At 34.8% G+C, this 17,160-nt stretch carries 13 protein-coding genes; all 13 read left to right on the top strand.

The window, feature by feature from the left end; translation table 11 throughout:
- Positions 1 to 82: 82 nt before the first annotated feature.
- On the top strand, positions 83 to 2,632 hold the full coding sequence (locus MKY60_RS16570) for a DUF4268 domain-containing protein (protein ID WP_093495204.1): 2,550 nt from the start codon (positions 83 to 85) through the stop codon (positions 2,630 to 2,632).
- Positions 2,633 to 2,833: 201 nt separating this feature from the next.
- Positions 2,834 to 4,018: a hypothetical protein gene (locus MKY60_RS16565; RefSeq protein WP_093495203.1), complete on the top strand. Its 1,185-nt coding sequence runs from the start codon at positions 2,834 to 2,836 to the stop codon at positions 4,016 to 4,018.
- Positions 4,019 to 4,066: 48 nt separating this feature from the next.
- Entirely contained in the window at positions 4,067 to 4,924 is an 858-nt protein-coding gene (locus MKY60_RS16560; RefSeq protein WP_093495202.1) for a hypothetical protein, read from the top strand.
- Between the two features lie 68 nt (positions 4,925 to 4,992).
- A complete protein-coding gene (locus tag MKY60_RS16555) occupies positions 4,993 to 5,508 on the top strand; it encodes a hypothetical protein (protein ID WP_340930630.1) in 516 nt (171 codons plus the stop codon).
- Between the two features lie 348 nt (positions 5,509 to 5,856).
- Entirely contained in the window at positions 5,857 to 7,332 is a 1,476-nt protein-coding gene (locus MKY60_RS16550; protein WP_340930629.1) for a BCCT family transporter, read from the top strand.
- Between the two features lie 40 nt (positions 7,333 to 7,372).
- Positions 7,373 to 8,035, top strand: coding sequence for a hypothetical protein (locus MKY60_RS16545; protein WP_241598352.1), 663 nt, complete (start codon positions 7,373 to 7,375; stop codon positions 8,033 to 8,035).
- A gap of 536 nt (positions 8,036 to 8,571) precedes the next feature.
- On the top strand, positions 8,572 to 9,423 hold the full coding sequence (locus MKY60_RS16540; protein ID WP_241598353.1) for a DegV family protein: 852 nt from the start codon (positions 8,572 to 8,574) through the stop codon (positions 9,421 to 9,423).
- 154 nt (positions 9,424 to 9,577) lie between these two features.
- Positions 9,578 to 10,087 carry a YfiT family bacillithiol transferase gene (locus tag MKY60_RS16535; RefSeq protein ID WP_241598357.1) on the top strand — a complete coding sequence of 170 codons (510 nt, stop codon included), beginning with the start codon at positions 9,578 to 9,580 and terminating at the stop codon, positions 10,085 to 10,087.
- A gap of 452 nt (positions 10,088 to 10,539) precedes the next feature.
- The gene (locus MKY60_RS16530; protein ID WP_090568563.1) at positions 10,540 to 11,502 is read left to right on the top strand and encodes a tRNA dihydrouridine synthase; all 963 of its coding nucleotides are present in this window, start codon (positions 10,540 to 10,542) and stop codon (positions 11,500 to 11,502) included.
- 385 nt (positions 11,503 to 11,887) lie between these two features.
- A complete protein-coding gene (locus MKY60_RS16525; RefSeq protein ID WP_241598359.1) occupies positions 11,888 to 12,577 on the top strand; it encodes a response regulator transcription factor in 690 nt (229 codons plus the stop codon).
- Positions 12,574 to 13,839, top strand: coding sequence for a HAMP domain-containing sensor histidine kinase (locus MKY60_RS16520; RefSeq protein ID WP_340880399.1), 1,266 nt, complete (start codon positions 12,574 to 12,576; stop codon positions 13,837 to 13,839). Before MKY60_RS16525 ends, MKY60_RS16520 begins: the two co-directional genes overlap by 4 nt.
- 140 nt (positions 13,840 to 13,979) lie before the next feature.
- Positions 13,980 to 14,741, top strand: a complete 762-nt coding sequence (locus MKY60_RS16515; protein WP_093495194.1) for an ABC transporter ATP-binding protein — start codon at positions 13,980 to 13,982, stop codon at positions 14,739 to 14,741.
- Between the two features lies 1 nt (position 14,742).
- Positions 14,743 to 17,085: an ABC transporter permease gene (locus MKY60_RS16510; protein WP_340930628.1), complete on the top strand. Its 2,343-nt coding sequence runs from the start codon at positions 14,743 to 14,745 to the stop codon at positions 17,083 to 17,085.
- Positions 17,086 to 17,160: the final 75 nt, after the last annotated feature.

The following is a 17,160-nucleotide window of genomic DNA, read 5'->3' as shown; positions in this document are numbered from 1 at the left end:
TATGATCAATTGCATGGTGGAATGATTAAAATGAACTAGTAAACATTTTAAAGTCAAATTCATAAAAATAGGAGATATAGTTATGAGTAATTTACAATCACTTTCTGAGTTGTATCAAAATAAATTGTTTCGCATTCCAGATTATCAAAGAGGATACGCTTGGAAGCAAGGTCAACTTGTGGACTTTTGGGACGATGTAATGAATTTGCAAGAAGGTAGATATCACTATACGGGGTTACTTTCTCTGAAAGCTGTTCCAAAGGCAGAAACGAAAGGCTGGGGAAATGATAAGTGGTTACTTGATTCAGGTTATAAAGCCTATCATGTTGTGGATGGTCAGCAGCGCCTTACTACCTTTTCTATCCTTGTCAACGAGATAGTATCCTTCGTGAAAAATCTAGAATGTAATGTTGATAAAAGTGAAGATGAGATTGTTCTTTGTTATCAAACTTTAAAATCAATACGTTCAAAATATATATCACAGAAACGTCCTCCTCAAAACTTTATTACTACATATTTATTTGGATACGAGACAGACAATCCTAGTGCTGAATACCTTGTGTATAGGGTGTATGAGGAACTCCATAGCGGAGCGGTTAATGAGACTTACTATACGCAAAACTTGAAATACGCAAAGAAATTCTTTATTGATTGTTTGAAAAAACTATATGCATCAGAAGGTATGGATGGAATTGAAGCTTTATTTCGTAAAATCACCCTGCAATTGATGTTTAATATTCATGAAATTGAAGATGATTACGATGTTTTCGTTGCTTTTGAAACAATGAATAACCGTGGTAAAAAACTAACGAACCTTGAATTACTTAAGAATCGACTTATATATTTGACTACGCTATATGATGATTCTCAATTGGATGTGATGGATAAAGCAGAAATGAGAAAACAAATAAACGATGCTTGGAAAGAAGTTTATTATCAGCTTGGCCGAAATCAACATTCTCCACTTTCTGATGATGAATTTTTAAGAGCTCATTGGATTATGTATTTTAATTATTCACGTAAAAAAGGCGATGACTACATAAAATTCTTACTGAATAAATTTTCCGCAAAGAATGTATTTGATAAACAGGTTGAAGCGATTGAGGAAGAAATTCCGGAAAATACAGATATAGAATTTGCCGATGAAGATGATGATCTTCCCAAACCTACTGATGATGCGACTGTAAAGACAATAAGTAAGCTTGAACCGAAGGACATAGCAGATTATGTTAATAGTTTGAAAGATGTAGCAAAATACTGGTTTTATTCTAATTTTCCACAATTCAGTAGTTTAACTCATGAAGAAAAACTTTGGTTAGAGCGTCTTAATCGAATTGGAATTGGCTATTTTAGACCGCTCGTAACGGTATCACTTGCTTTAGATAAAGAAGTTTCATCTAGCGAACGAGTTGATTTATTTTGCGCTATTGAACGTTTTATATTTTTATCTTTCAGAATGGCGGCTTATCAGTCTAGTTATCAAAGTAGTCATTACTATCGGAAAACGCGTGAAGTGTATATGGAGAAACTGGCTATTAATGAAGTTACAATATCTTTAAATGACACAACTGACTGGGATATGGAATACACAATTGATAATTTTATAACTCGAATGGGTAAAAATTTTTCTAATGGTGATGGATTTTATGGTTGGCGTGACCTACGTTACCTTCTATTTGAATATGAATATGGAAAAGCTGAAAAAACAGGAATTGAAAAGCTTGGGTGGACACCTTTTACAAAAGTAGAGAAAGACAAAGTCACGATTGAGCATATACTTCCTCAGACACCAACTAAATGGTATTGGAGGAATCAGTTCCGTCAATATTCGGATGAAGAAATAAAAATACTTTCCGGTTCACTAGGTAATCTACTGCCATTGTCGCAAAGTGTAAATTCTGCATTGCAGAATGATAGTTTTGAAGATAAGAAAATATCAAAGACAAATGGGCGCCGTGGTTATGAAGATGGATCGCACTCTGAAATTGAAGTGTCTCATGAAACCGGTTGGGATTCTGAGAATATCCTTAAACGTGGTTTGAAATTGCTGAAGTTCATCGAGAAACGTTGGGACGTACGTTTTAAAGATGAAGAACAAATGATAGAGCTACTTCACATTTCGTTTGTGAATGATGAGCGTGAGGATGTCCCAGAAATAGATAAGATAGAATTTGATGAAACAACTGGCGCGACTACTGGAACTAAGGAATTATCAGAACGACATTTGCTAAGGATGGATTTTTGGACACATTTCGTTCAGTACTGTCGGGAAAACGGACGTGGTAACGATATTGCTACACGGAAGCCATCGTATGATGATTGGTATGATGTTACAGTTGGTAGTTCAAACTATCATTTGTTTTTTCAGCTTCTCAAAAAGAAAATACTGCGTATAGGGATTTATGTCTACCAACCTGAATATTTTTCAAAGCTTGAATCGAAAAAAGCTGAAATTGAAAATGCATGTGGTTATTCCCTTGAGTGGTATACTAGCCGGAAAAATAGTGTAGCAAAAAGGATTCTATATTCAGTTGAAGCAGACATACACAACACGGATTTATACATTCAACATTTTGAATGGCTTATAGATCATTTTGATAAACTTAAAAATGGACTCGATTTCGTAGACTAATTTGCATGTGTTAGGTACCAGGTGCAGGTGCCCTTCGAATTCTGAATTGTTTGAGTACCTGGTAACTTTTCGTGACTCTTTCTCTTTTTTAAAATGCGTAATAGGAAATATATTTTTCAATTTAAAGAATTTTTAGTCAACCATCTCTATTATACATATGGTAAGATTTTCCCAACAACTAAATTTCAAGGAGATATTCAAATGGAGAAATACGGAGAAAAAGATGGTATTTATGAAGATGAAATAACTGAAATTCTAGAAGAAAATCCTGATAAGCAAGAAGTTAAGAAACAAATTAGTGAGATGAAAGAACTATTTGAAGATGACCCAAAGCATTATTTAGAGGAAGGAACTTGGTTTACAAAAGTATTAAATAAGGTACTTGGTGATAGTAAGAATTTAAATGCAGAATACTTTAGTAAAAAGTATGTTGGACTAGACCGAGACAATATTGCGAAAAAGCTAATTAAAACAGCTTCAAATAAAGCAGCAATTGCTGGCGGGTCTGCGGGTGCAGTTGTTACTGGTCTTGAAATTGCAATTGTTCCAAGCTTGGGTACTTCAGCCATAGCAATCGGGTCAACTATTTTAGGAGAATTTGCAACAATTACATATGTTCAACTAAAGCTAGTTTATGAGTTATCGGTTTTATATAATGCCAAACTAGATGCTGATGACCCTGAAGACTTAATAACCATATTTCTTTATACTTTAGGGATAAATAAATGGGAAGAAGCAAGTAATGCTGTTTTAAAGGTAGGTTCTCGATCATCCGGATACCTCGGAAGAAAAGCATTAAGACAATTTAAAATTACTAAGTTTCTTCAGGCTGCTGGTAAAAAGGTTGGAGGACAGCAACTTGCTAGAAAAATCACCGAAAAAGGTTTACTAAAACTCTTAGTCCCTGGAATAAATATTTTAGTTGCTGCCTCAATGAATAAAGTGTTTACTAATAACCTTGGGAAGCAAGCTATAAAGACATTTAAAAATCGCTCACTTGCGATAGATTCGCTTTCACAATTATTACATTTCGATAGGTCATTCCAATTACTTACTGTTCCACTGATTTATTATGTTGGAATTCATGATGTAAAAAAAGCAGAAAAGGTAATTGAGATGCAAAATATTACCTATAAATACCTCAAAACAACTGAGGAAGAGGATAAAATTATTAATGACCTTGTATTAATCGAAATAGAGGAATTTTGTGAATTATTATTAGAAATAAACAATGAAAAAGTAAGGCATCTGTTAGGTTATATTGCGGTACTTAGCTACGGTCTAAGTCAAAAAAAAGATCAAACTTCACTTAACATTGTATTAGATAGCTTAGGTGTTGATTTTTCGAATGATTACCTCAAAAGAATTAAGAAAAAGATTAGTTAGTTTCTCTCTTTAATAGATAATGTTTCAGTGTAAAGGGGAAGTAGATAAATGAAGAAATACTATGCAGAAAGAAACGGCCATATAAAAACTTCACTTTCGTTATCGTTGGATGAACTTAAAAGCTACTTTATTAAAACATACCAATATTTTTCAAACAAAGACTATTTCGATTGTGCTACAAAGGGGGTATGGAAGTCGATTCCATTTTCAAATGATGAGGAACAGATAATGCCTCCTTCTTTAGCACCTGATCCAGAAGTCTTTTTTGCTACACGGTTACAAGATACAGAAGTCTGGCCGATTTATCAGCATGCTGAGTATTATACAGAAGAAATTCTATTTTCTGTTATTGAAATCTTATATGATCATATAGCTGTATATGATTTTAAAGCTAAAAAACTAATGCAGGAAGAGCTTAGGGGGGAGTTTGCAGAGCATATCAATAATATTTTAAAAATGTATGATGCTGGATATTATATTGAACCTACAAACGGTTTCATAATGAGATTACCGAATGAAACTTTGAAACAACAACTATCTTATGATGGCAAGGGTATGCCTAATCAAGTATTTGAACAATTATCTACCGCTGCTTCTATGTTCTATCGTTTTGATTCAAATATTGAAGCGAAGAAAAAGGCAGTAAATATATTAGCTGACATATTAGAAAATGAACGTGACGATTTAAAAAATATTCTTAATGAAGAGTATGAAATTTCTAAGAATGAACATGACAAATTAATCTTTGGCATTGTCAATGGATATAATATTCGTCATAACAGTGCTGATCAGAAAGGAGAGTATAGTAAAGAAATCTGGTACGATTGGATGATGCAATATTATACGAGTGTTATTATCGCTTTTTACAAACTAAAAACAAAAAAAGAATTGGAAATACTATTCTAAGGTGAGCTTGACTTCCTCGTCTTTTAAGGGCATTACTAAACATCAATAAATTGATGGAGGTAATGCAAATGACCGATGAACATAAAGAAAAGATTATAGAATTGCGTAAAATAGGTATTGGTTATCGAAGTATCGCTGCTGCTTTAGATTTATCCAGAGATAAGGTAAGAAACTTTTGTAAGGCACAAGGGATTGATGGGTATGGTGCTGAGATCAAAAAGAAAAAAGAAGATTATATTTATTCGAAAGAATTCTGTAAGAATTTTGGTACTCGAATAAATGAAAAGCCCACGGGTGGACGCCCAAAGGCTTACTGCTCTCAGAAGTGTAAAAGAAAATGGGAGGAAAACCATCCAACTACGTATCAGAGAGTGTGCTACTACTGTAGGAAGGAATTTGAAAGTAGAGTATCACAAGCAAATTTCTGTTCTACCAAGTGTTATATTCGAGATAGGTTCTGGAGAAAAGAAGATGTAGAAGAAGTCGTACGTTGTTTAGAAGAAGGTACGTCCATGCCAAATGCACCAGGTTGGATAAGAAATTTAATTATGGGTATTGAAGAAAAAGAAACTGATGGAATGTAAATTGGTTTTGCTAAGAGTATAACTCTTTAGCAAAACTTACCCCACGGGGATAAAGCCTTGTCTAAAGGGGTAAATTATCATGCGAAAGGGGTAAAAATTGATAAATTCACCCCCTAGAGAAATTCCTTTAGCGTGGTTGTATAAGACTTAAGTCATTACGCACGTGGAGTGTGTGGCTTTAATAATGTTGAAATAACTTGGTGGCAATAGGTTTAGCGGATTTTAGTTGAATACTGAAGTGTGTTTCATGTTCCCCTGGTCTAATGGTCGGGGGATTTTTTGAATGATACATATGCATAGAGATAGATAAGAATACACATCCTGTTATTAGTAAAGAATGGGGGAGTTTTGTTGCATATTACAAAAGTATTTTGGTATGCCATTACTATATGTATTGCAATTGTGCTTTTGGGAACTCTTGCTCCCGATTATTTAAATGAATTTACCGCATCCGTGACCGATTTTATTTCCAATCAGTTTGGATGGTTTTACACACTTGTTATCGTTGCACTAATCAGTTTTTGTATTTATATGATGTTTTCACGTTTTGGTAATATAAAGCTGGGGAAAGATGATGATGAACCGGATTTCAGCTTGCCTGCCTGGTTTGCAATGTTATTTAGTGCAGGTATGGGAATCGGACTCATGTTTTTTACGACAGCAGAGACCATCTCCCATGCTTTTATAAAATCACCAAACGCGGAGCCGGGTTCGGAGCAGGCGATTTTGGAATCGCTTCAATACACTTCGTTACATTGGGGTTTCCACGGCTGGGGATTATACGCTGTAGTTGCACTAATCTTTGCTTATTTTAAATTCCGTGTAGGCGCTCCTGGTTTGATCAGCGCAACACTTGAACCTTTATTCGGCAAAAAAATGATGCGCGGCACTGTTGGCCGAGTAGTCGATACACTTGCTATTTTTGCTACAGTGGTCGGCGTTGCCTCCACACTTGGATTTGGCTCGGCCCAAATCAACAGTGGATTAACCTTTTTATTTAACGCACCGAAATCTTTTTGGTTTCAACTAATTATTTTAGTTGTAGCCACTGTCATTTTCATCGCATCCGCATGGACAGGTATTGGAAACGGCATTAAATATCTAAGTTCGATCAACTTGTGGCTCGCACTTATACTGCTGCTCGCATTATTTATCGTAGGGCCAACAATGTATATTACAAATATGTTTGTAACGACAATCGGTAATTATATAGGCAACTTTATACAAATGAGTTTCGATTTAAAGCCAGTAAACGAAGCTCAAAGGGACTGGGTTAACGACTGGACCATCTTTTATTGGTCATGGTGGATATCATGGGCACCATTTGTTGGAATGTTTATTGCACGTGTATCAAAGGGACGTACAATTAGACAATTTATAATTGGTGTATTAATCGCCCCTACCCTTGTGACGTTCATTTTTTTCGCTGTATTTGGTGGGTCAGCATTGAACTTAGAACAACATGGCATTGCAAAACTGTCCAAATTGGCTACAGAAACAGTAACATTCGGCATGTATGAACATTACCCAATTGGTATGATACTATCTTTTTTGACGATAGTTGTGATTGCGATATTTTTCATTACATCTGCAGATTCAGCCACATTCGTACTCGGTATGTTTAGTACAGGAGGACAACTTAATCCATCAAACGTCGTGAAAATAGTTTGGGGCCTGCTTCTCTCAGCGATGGCTGCAATTGTTATGTACTCCGGCGGTCTTGACGGTTTTCAAAATATGCTCATAATTGCAGCACTCCCATTTTCTATTATTCTTATTCTAATGGTCATATCGTTTTACAAAACAATCAAACGAACCGAATGATTGGAGATCAACAATATTTTACAGCGAGGTGGGATGATAAATGAAGCTTGTAAACGTTCGTAAAGGCCAATTTGTTTATTATCAAAATAAATTGCATAAAGTGTATTCAGTAAAGGCATTTTTTAAACAGTCAATTCATCTCATTCGCCTGGAGAATTTTAAACAACAGCTTGCTATGGCGAAAGAAATTGATTTCTATAAGCCTAAACACTTAGATAGTTTTGCTTACAATCAAAAACGTTTTACACTCAATAAGGACGTCAAGGCTAAAGTAGGTGATTACATTTTAGTGATCAATCCAAAACCTGATTCGCTGGATCATCACCATCTCAACGCTATTGAAATCGTATCCTCGGTTGAAAGAAATGGCGTGATTAGTAATCTGTCGAATGGAATCAGACATGATGAATACTGGGTGATGGTTCCTGGACTTGAGGATGGTGCGACGATTATCGACTTACAGGACCCGAATGCAGAAATGGCTGAGGAGTCGGAATCACAACCGGCAGAAACCAATTTGTCGGAAACGTATACACCTAGAATTGGCGATGTCTATCAAAAAAATGACAGTAATCCAATCGTGCAAGCAATGGTTGTTTCCATTCAAGGGCAGAATGTTTATCTAGGTGGCAATTTAGAAGTAGAAATGGCCATATTAACCGACGATGAAAAGTGGAGTTATGTGCTAAATGTGATGGACTAATGCGAGCGAGGTAGGAGCGGATGGCTACACACACTTATTAACCTAATTTTCTCCTCCTAACCCTTCTCCTTACTACACTTAGGTGAATAAGGGGAATCACAACTTTATTGTAACTCGAAAAGAATGGGAGAACAGAGTGTGAAAAGAACGTTTGGTCTCAAGACTTTTAGTTAACCGTGGAATGAGGGTTTTGACGGTTTATAGATGTAACATTAATTCAATAAATTAATTAAGCAGATGGTTTAGAAGTGCAATGATGCATATCTAAACCGACTGCTTTTACATTTATACTAGTTTTAAATCATGAATGGTGGTAAGTAAGTATTGTAGATTTAGTTTGAAAAGAATAGATGATTTTACATTATAGAGAAGCTTAATAGACCTTGTTTTATATGTCTACATTAGTGTTGGTAATCCATTACTCGCTAAAATTTTCTGATTATTTAATGAATAATATCCCTTTCTAGTGTATATTTAGGATATATAAATAACTAATTACGCAGCAGGACAGCTGCGTTAGTTGAAAGGAATGTTCAATGAAAAGGATTATTTTTTCGACAGAGAGTGGAGCGGATTTACCGAAGGACCTGGTTGAAAAATTTCAAATTCAAGTCGTACCCATGCACGTCATCATGGATGGGAAGGATTATTTAGATGGTGAGCTATCGGTAGAGGAAGTTTTTGATTATCATAGTCGCACAAAAAAAATACCATCTACTACAGCAACGAATGTACATGAGTATCATGAATTGTTTACAAAAATTAGAATAGATTTTCCAGATAGCATTATTATTCACATTGGATATACCTCTAAAGCATCTGCGTCCTTTCAGAGTGCGTTAATTGCCGCGGAAGGTTTTGAAGATCTTTTTCTCATTGATGCACTAAACGTTACAGGTGGATTGGCTGCAATCGTGATATATGCGGCAACTTTACTCGAGGAAGAACCTTCCATTAGTCATGTTCACTTAATAGAAAAAATAGAATCTGTGGTTCCTAAAACAAGATTGGCTTTCCTTCCCGGTAGTTTAGACTTTCTCAGAGCGGGTGGACGGGTAAGTAATGTAGCTTATATTGGAGGGTTATTATTAAAAATAAAGCCCTGTATAGAGTTAATAGAAGGAAAGCTTGTTTCCACTAGAAAATATCGTGGGAGTATGAACATTGTGGCGGAAAAGCTCATGCGAGATTACTTAAATCAATACGAAATTGATAGAAAACAGCTGTATTTAATCTACTCTATCGGACTAGATGAGAGTATTAAGAGTAGAATGAATGAAATCGCAAATGAAACAGGTTTCGAGAAAGTAACATGGATGCAAGCTGGCGCAATGATTTCTACCCATGCAGGACCTGGTGGTTTTGGAATTGCAGGAATGGAAAGTTAGCAACCTAAGTTAAAGAAGGAGTTCCAAGTGAGGAATCGACTTTTTTAGTTCCAATAATAGGTGATTATTAGTTTAGTAATGTTAACAACATTTAAGCCGCTTGATATAGTAGTGTAAATATCAAAAATAAAGAATAGGAAAAAGGGGGTTGAAAGTGAATGTTAGATACCCAATTGGAGAATTACAAGTTCCTGAAAAAGTAACATTAGAAAATATTCAAGAATGGCTACAGGATATTAGAACGTATACGGTGCGACTTAGAGAAACTGTTGATACATTAAGTGATGAGGATTTAAACAAAACCTATCGTGAAGGTGCATGGACAATTCGTCAGCTTGTTCATCATATTGCAGATTCACAGTTGAACATGTACCAACGTTTGAAGCTAGCTTTAACTGATGAGAATCCAGTAGTACCAGGTTTTAGTGAGGAAAAGTGGGCTGTTCAACCAGATACAGAGCTTCCTGTAGAATGTTCTATTAAAATGTTAGAGGGGATAAATGAGCGTATTGTATACTTAGGACAAAGTTTAACTGAAGATCAATTAGAACGAGCCTTTACTCACAAAACAAACGGTACAATAACAGTGGCAACAAAAGTTGCAAAATTAGCTTGGCACGAAGAGCATCATTTAGCTCATATAAAAATCGCATCATCAAAATAATACACTATGGTTTTATCTAACTAAATATTTGATGGAATAAAAAAGCAGACGGTTTGGAAGGGCGATATGCACCTCTAAATGACCGTCTGCTTTTAATTCTACATTCAAGGAGAAAACAAGTAATAGTGAAATTTTAAACATTGAACTTTTTAGCAAACATGTTTGGAGATAATTTTAAAAAGCTAGGTTATACTATAATAATGACTTGTAGAAGTCGATTTCATAATTACTTATTTAAATTAAATATACGAGTGTTACATTGGAGGGGAAGGAAGCAACTCCAGCGGGACCAACACGAGTGATAGACTACAGGCTCGAGCCGCCCATGGAAACCGCCCGCCTAAAGTCGAAATCAATGCTATAGGGATTTCATAAATTAGTATGATTGAATGAAATTATTTTATATATTTACTCGCCGATTACACCATGATGAGAGGATTTGAACTTTGAATATGAAAGAGAATTTTTGGCTTGATTTACCACGACCATTTTTTGTACTTGCACCAATGGAAGATGTGACGGATGTTGTTTTTCGTCATGTCGTAAGTAAAGCAGGTAGACCGGATGTATTTTTTACAGAGTTTACAAATACGGAGAGCTATTGTCATCCGGAAGGACAGAAAAGTGTTCGTGGACGTTTGATATTTACAGAAGATGAACAGCCAATGGTTGCACATATATGGGGAGACAAGCCCGACCATTTCCGTGAAATGAGTATTGGCATGGCAGAACTTGGCTTTAAAGGAATAGATATTAATATGGGTTGTCCTGTACCTAATGTAGCAACGAGAGGGAAAGGAAGCGGCCTAATTTTACGTCCAGATGTTGCAGCTGAAATTATACAAGCAGCAAAAGCGGGAGGTTTACCTGTCAGTGTTAAGACGAGGCTTGGTTACTCGGAGTTAGAGGAGTGGCAGGACTGGCTAACACATATTTTGGAACAAGATATTGCTAATCTATCAATTCATCTACGTACAAGAAAAGAATTGAGCCAAGTAGATGCACATTGGGAGCTAATCCCGGAAATTAAAAAATTACGTGATCGTATCGCACCGAATACGCTATTAACGATTAACGGCGATATTCCTGACCGGGAAACTGGGTTGAAGCTCGTCCACCAATATGGCGTTGATGGGGTTATGATTGGACGTGGTATTTTTAAAAATCCTTTTGCATTTGAAAAGGAACCGAAAGAGCATAGTACTTCAGAATATCTAGATCTTCTAAGATTACAACTGGATCTTCAAGATCAATATTCAGCAGAATTGCCACGTTCCATCACAGCACTACACCGCTTCTTCAAAATATATGTCAAAGGATTCCGTGGAGCTGGCGAACTAAGAAATCAATTGATGAACACAAAATCGACGGATGAAGTGCGTGCATTGCTTGATAACTTTGGAGAAGAGGGTTGATGTAACTCTCAACTCATGTGATTTATTTTATTCACTATCTTTTGTTTTAAAGATGTATTAAACCACCAACCCCCTTATTCCCACCTACAGTCTGTACACTCTGAAGCAGTCTGGGGTTAAAATCATTATCGAAACCCTTGGATGTGTCTGATTTTAGGCATTTCAAGGGTTGTTTTTATGTTAGGGATTTGTATGAGAATTATGGAGATTAAGATAGGGCGAAAGGCAATGCAGTATTCAATGGAGAAGATAATTTTATATTGCTACTTAATTCCTTCTTTATTAAATAAGTATATCCATAAATTTACACCCTTAAATTCAATTTAATGTATACTATAAATATCCTGTTAAACAAGTAGGAAAGTCTTTTTCTAGGAGATTTACGATGAAATTAGATTGTTTAATTGTAGATGACGAAATTGCTTTAGCAGAAACAACTTGTGAATATTTTAATATGTTTGAAGTCAAAACAGCATTTGTGACAAATGCGGAAGAGTGCGAACGTTTTTTGGAAGAACATAAACCGTCTTTGATTCTTCTAGACATCAATCTCGGTAATGAATCGGGGTTTGATTTGTGTAAAAAATTGCGTGAAACAACGCAGATTCCTATCTTATTTATAAGTGCTCGTTCTAGTGATGATGATGTTTTAATTGCGCTTAATATAGGTGGAGACGATTATATTCATAAGCCATATACATTAAGTATTTTATTAGCTAAAGTAAAAGCGGTACTTAAAAGATATGGAAATAGTTCTAGCATTCAACAAGGTGTATTAGAGTTCGGACAGATCCAAATTGATACGAGACTTCATCGTGTTCGAGTAGATGGTATTGATATTCAACTAAAAACAATGGAATATAAGCTTTTGTATTATTTAGCGAAAAATAAAAACCGTATCATCACAAAAGATGAACTGTTTCAAAATGTATGGAAAGATACCTTTGTAGGGGATGGGACCCTAAATGTACATATTCGGCATTTACGTGAGAAAATTGAACGTAATCCAAAGGACCCGCAATTTATAAAAACTGTATGGGGAACAGGGTATGTATTAGAGGATACTAACAGATGAAAATAAAGCTGCTAATCTGTATGATTTTGGTTGTTTTTGCTATAGGAATTACTTTCTCCATAATTATTATTAACAATAAAGATATTCCAAAAGTGGATCTTGTAGCCATAAATGATGTAGTTAAAACGGTAGAAAAAAATTGGGGACAAGTTAGTGAAGAAACTTTTTATAATAGCGACATAAAACAACCATTTTCTATTATAGATCACTTAGAAAACGTGATTTATCAAACACCAGGAAATCATTTTAACAATATATACGAAGCCATAGAAAATAGAGATACATTTATAGATTTGAAGCAAAATAACGAAATTGTAGGGAAGATAATTATCCGTAATAATGAGCAAGAATTAATGGATCAAATGAAAAGGGAACTCGTCATTTCCGTAAGTTTCATTTTCGGTTTATTAGCGATATTTAGTATATTTTATCTTTACTATATTAACAGAACGTTATTGAAACCTTTTCAGCAGCTTCAATATTTCGCAGTGAATGTGGCTAGAGGTAATTTGGAGATGCCTTTAAAAATGAACGAGAACAATTACTTTGGTGCGTTCACGGAAAGCTTTGATTTGTTGCGTGATGAACTCGATGCTTCACGTCAAAGAGAGTATGAATCCAACCGTAGTAAAAAAGAGCTTGTTGCCACATTAAGTCATGATATTAAAACACCGGTTGCTTCAATAAAGGCGGTTAGTGAATTAATGCTTATGCAGGTAAAAGACGATAAGGTGATCAAGCAAGTAAATACTATTTATTCAAAAGCTGATCAAATCGACTTACTTGTTACGGATATGTTTCATGCCACATTAGAAGAGCTGCAACAATTAAAATTAACGGTATCCGAAGAATCGAGCGAAGTGCTTGTTGATATGATTGAAAATGTCAATTATGATCACCAAATTGTATATGATTCAATTCCACACTGTATTATTTTAACGGATCCACTACGTATGCAGCAGGTATTAGACAATATTATAAGTAATTCATATAAATATGCAGGAACAAAGGTCACTATTAAGTCCGAGATCAAACATGGCTACCTTGAGCTCTACATTATAGACTTTGGGTCGGGAATTGAAGAAGAAGAATTACCTCTACTGTTCAATAAATATTATCGTGGGAAAAATGTCGGTGGCAAGAATGGTTCAGGTCTTGGTCTATATATATCTAAGTACTTCATGGAGAATATGTATGGTCAAATTAGCTGTTACAACGGAAAAGATGGTTTTACGGTTGTCCTGAAAATCATGCTAGCATAAGAATTAAGAATTAGTTAAGAATTGCACAAAGATTTAATAAGAATTCATTTTGTATGATAAGACTGTAATCTACATTACGGTCTTTTTTCTTTGAGTTGAAAATACAAACATGAGCTTAATAAAGGGAGAGTGCTAAAAGCATGACAAATGTAATTATTAAAACGGAGAAGCTATGTAAAACCTTTTCGAACGGTGGAAATCAACAGCATGTATTAAAAAATCTAGATATTAGTCTAATAGAAGGGGATTTTACAATCATAATGGGTAGTTCAGGATCTGGAAAATCCACTCTACTGTATGCAATTAGTGGCATAGATAAACCAACATTAGGTGAAATCGATTTTGGTGGTAAAAATTTAGCTAAATTGAACAACGATCAACTGGCGATATTTCGAAGAAACAATTGCGGCTTTGTCTTTCAGCAGATTTATTTACTAGATAATATGAGTGTCCTCGATAATGTACTGGCTAGTGGTCTTTTAGTAAATAAGAATAAGCGTGAAGTCGTGCAAAAAGCGAAAGAATTATTAATACAAGTAGGGATTAGTGAAAACGCATGGTCTAAATTTCCGACACAACTTTCTGGTGGGGAGGCACAGCGAGTTGGAATTGTTCGTGCATTGATTAACAGTCCAAGAATACTTTTTGCTGATGAGCCAACCGGTGCATTAAACTCAGCATCAAGTGAAAGTGTGTTAGATATTTTTACAAAGGCAAATCAAAACGGGCAAAGTATTGTCATGGTCACTCATGATATGAAAACAGCATTACGTGGAAATCGAATTTTATATTTGCGAGACGGTGTCATTTGTGGTGATTTAAAATTGGGTGAATACAGTGAACAAAAAAATCTAGAACGGCATGAAAAGATTAAACATTTTCTAGCAGAAATGGGGTGGTAAGATGAAAATCTTGAACCTATCTATGGCGAATATTAGAAAAAGTAAGTCTGCTACCGTTTCTTTATGTATATTCATTTTGGTTGCTACGCTACTTCTTAATGTTGGTCTAATGGTTGTTACTCAACTAAATGCATTTTTTGATCAAAAAGCAGAGCAATTAAAAGATCCTCACGTAACGATTGTGATGGATCAAACAAGTTATCATTTAACTCATGAAGATTTTTTAAAGAACTATTCTGGGATAAAAAAGACCGAAACAGAAGAGATTATCCATATGAACCTTGCTAATTATAAATTTGGTAACGGTGAATTAACGAACAGTGCAGTAATTTTTAATGCAGATACTAATCGAAATATTGGACCGTTAAAGTTAATCGAAAAAGTGAATACTTCAAGTTCCAAAGATATATTTGTACCTTATAGTTTTAAAACGGATGGTGGTTATGAGTTAGGTGATGACTTTAGAATCACATATCAAGACAAGGACTTTGAGTATCGAGTTGCTGGATTTTTTGAAACAACGATAATGGGTACAAATAACATCGGCGTTATGAAATTTATGTTACCTAAGACTTCCTATCAAACACTAGCAGACGAACTTGACTATCAATCAGATGAGTTAATCATATCGGCAGTGATGGAAGATAGAACAAAATCCTCACAGTTAAAAAATGAATTTATTCAGAATGTAAAGAAGTCACAACATAAGGACACTACTTACATTTTTGGTTTAGATATCGAATTAGTTAAAAATGTAAATACATTAACTATCAATATCATAGCTACAATATTAGTAGCTTTTTCTGCGATTATCGTACTGGTCTCACTAATTGTCATTAAGTTCCGTGTTTCTAATAGTATTGAAGATGGAATGGTAAATATAGGAGTACTTAAATCAATTGGCTATACAAGTCGGCAAATTTTCACATCAATTCTACTTCAATATATCATGATAGCTCTTAGTGCGAGCGTGGTAGGAATTGCATTATCATATGCTTTAATGCCTTTGTTTGGAGGTATTATTTCGACTATTTCTGGTTTAATATGGATTCAAAGTTTTGATATGATTGTTAACATAATCAGTATTTTCTTTGTAACCATTTGTGTTGTGGTCGTAACTTTGTTATCTGCTTTTCGTATAAGAAAAATTCTACCTGTTGCGGCACTTCGTGGAGGTGTTCATACACACAGTTTTAGAAAAAATCACATTCCTTTGGCAAAAGCTAAAGGTGGTCTTCATTTTCTACTTGCTATAAAGTCAATGTTGGTAAACTCAAAACAAAATATAATGATTAGTTTAATAGTTATGGCGCTAACTTTTGCGACAGTTTTTTCAGTAGTGATGTATTACAACATTGCTTCAGACAAATCGGCATTCGTTAACTTATTTGGATCAGAACCTGCAAATGTATATATAGCTGTTAAGTCAGATGCAGACATAAGAAATCTTTTAAGCGACATTGAGCAAATCGATCATGTAAGGAAAGTGAATATATTAGACACAATTGAAACAAATATTGATGGTCAAACAGTTTATACAAACGTTACTGATCATTATTCCCAGCTAGAGAATAATGTCGTTTATAAAGGGCGTCAGCCAAAGTATGAAAACGAAATAGCTATCTCCTGGGTAGTTTCAAATCAAATCAATAAAGGAATTGGCGATACGGTTGACGTAGAATATGGGGCTGAAACAGTAAGTTATTTAGTAACAGGTCTTAGTCAATCGATTGGTAATTTAGGACAGATATCTTCATTAACAATGGAAGGTATTCAACAATTACAATCAGAATTTAAAGGTACCACACTCTATGTCTATTTAGACGGAGTATCGAATAAAGACTTTATGAAGAATGTCCAGGAACAGTACGGGAATTATATAGGTGAAACATTAGATATCGATGAAAATATAGAAAGCCAAACCGGAATGTATACAGCTGCAGTGTTTGCAGTTATGCTACTGGTTTTGACAATTACCGTTCTAGTTGTTGTGATGATTCTGTATTTGGTTATAAAAACAATGATTATTAAGCGAAAGAAAGAATTTGGAGTAATGAAAACAATAGGCTATTCAACAATTCAACTGATGAACCAAATATCCATCAGTTTTCTACCCGTGATTTTTATAGGTGTTACAATTGGTGGTGTGCTTGGCTATTTTTTCACTAATCCTATGCTTTCCGTATTACTTTCAAGCGCTGGAGTTAAACGTATGGAGTTTACTATTAATTTACCCATTATTCTAATGCTTTGTGCAAGCATCCTTATACTAGCCTATTGTATTTCAATGTTAGTATCCTTAAAAATAAAGAAAATTTCCGCTTATAGTTTAATTACAGAATAGATCAATTGATTCCATGATTAAAACAGATGAAAAGAATTAGAATATATTTAGATTTGTAAGCTGAATATTTCTAAA

Origin of the sequence: Psychrobacillus sp. FSL K6-1415, assembly GCF_038003185.1 — a bacterium.
Classification (GTDB): domain Bacteria; phylum Bacillota; class Bacilli; order Bacillales_A; family Planococcaceae; genus Psychrobacillus; species Psychrobacillus psychrodurans.
The sequence above is the reverse complement of the archived record's forward strand: the minus strand, read 5'-3'. Positions and strand labels throughout refer to the sequence as shown.

Coding starts and splice junctions, on each gene's coding strand:
- MKY60_RS16570 (WP_093495204.1), top strand. CDS start 83: ATGAGTAATTTACAATCACTTTCTGAGTTGTATCAAAATAAATTGTTT.
- MKY60_RS16565 (WP_093495203.1), top strand. CDS start 2,834: ATGGAGAAATACGGAGAAAAAGATGGTATTTATGAAGATGAAATAACT.
- MKY60_RS16560 (WP_093495202.1), top strand. CDS start 4,067: ATGAAGAAATACTATGCAGAAAGAAACGGCCATATAAAAACTTCACTT.
- MKY60_RS16555 (WP_340930630.1), top strand. CDS start 4,993: ATGACCGATGAACATAAAGAAAAGATTATAGAATTGCGTAAAATAGGT.
- MKY60_RS16545 (WP_241598352.1), top strand. CDS start 7,373: ATGAAGCTTGTAAACGTTCGTAAAGGCCAATTTGTTTATTATCAAAAT.
- MKY60_RS16540 (WP_241598353.1), top strand. CDS start 8,572: ATGAAAAGGATTATTTTTTCGACAGAGAGTGGAGCGGATTTACCGAAG.
- MKY60_RS16530 (WP_090568563.1), top strand. CDS start 10,540: ATGAAAGAGAATTTTTGGCTTGATTTACCACGACCATTTTTTGTACTT.
- MKY60_RS16525 (WP_241598359.1), top strand. CDS start 11,888: ATGAAATTAGATTGTTTAATTGTAGATGACGAAATTGCTTTAGCAGAA.
- MKY60_RS16520 (WP_340880399.1), top strand. CDS start 12,574: ATGAAAATAAAGCTGCTAATCTGTATGATTTTGGTTGTTTTTGCTATA.
- MKY60_RS16515 (WP_093495194.1), top strand. CDS start 13,980: ATGACAAATGTAATTATTAAAACGGAGAAGCTATGTAAAACCTTTTCG.
- MKY60_RS16510 (WP_340930628.1), top strand. CDS start 14,743: ATGAAAATCTTGAACCTATCTATGGCGAATATTAGAAAAAGTAAGTCT.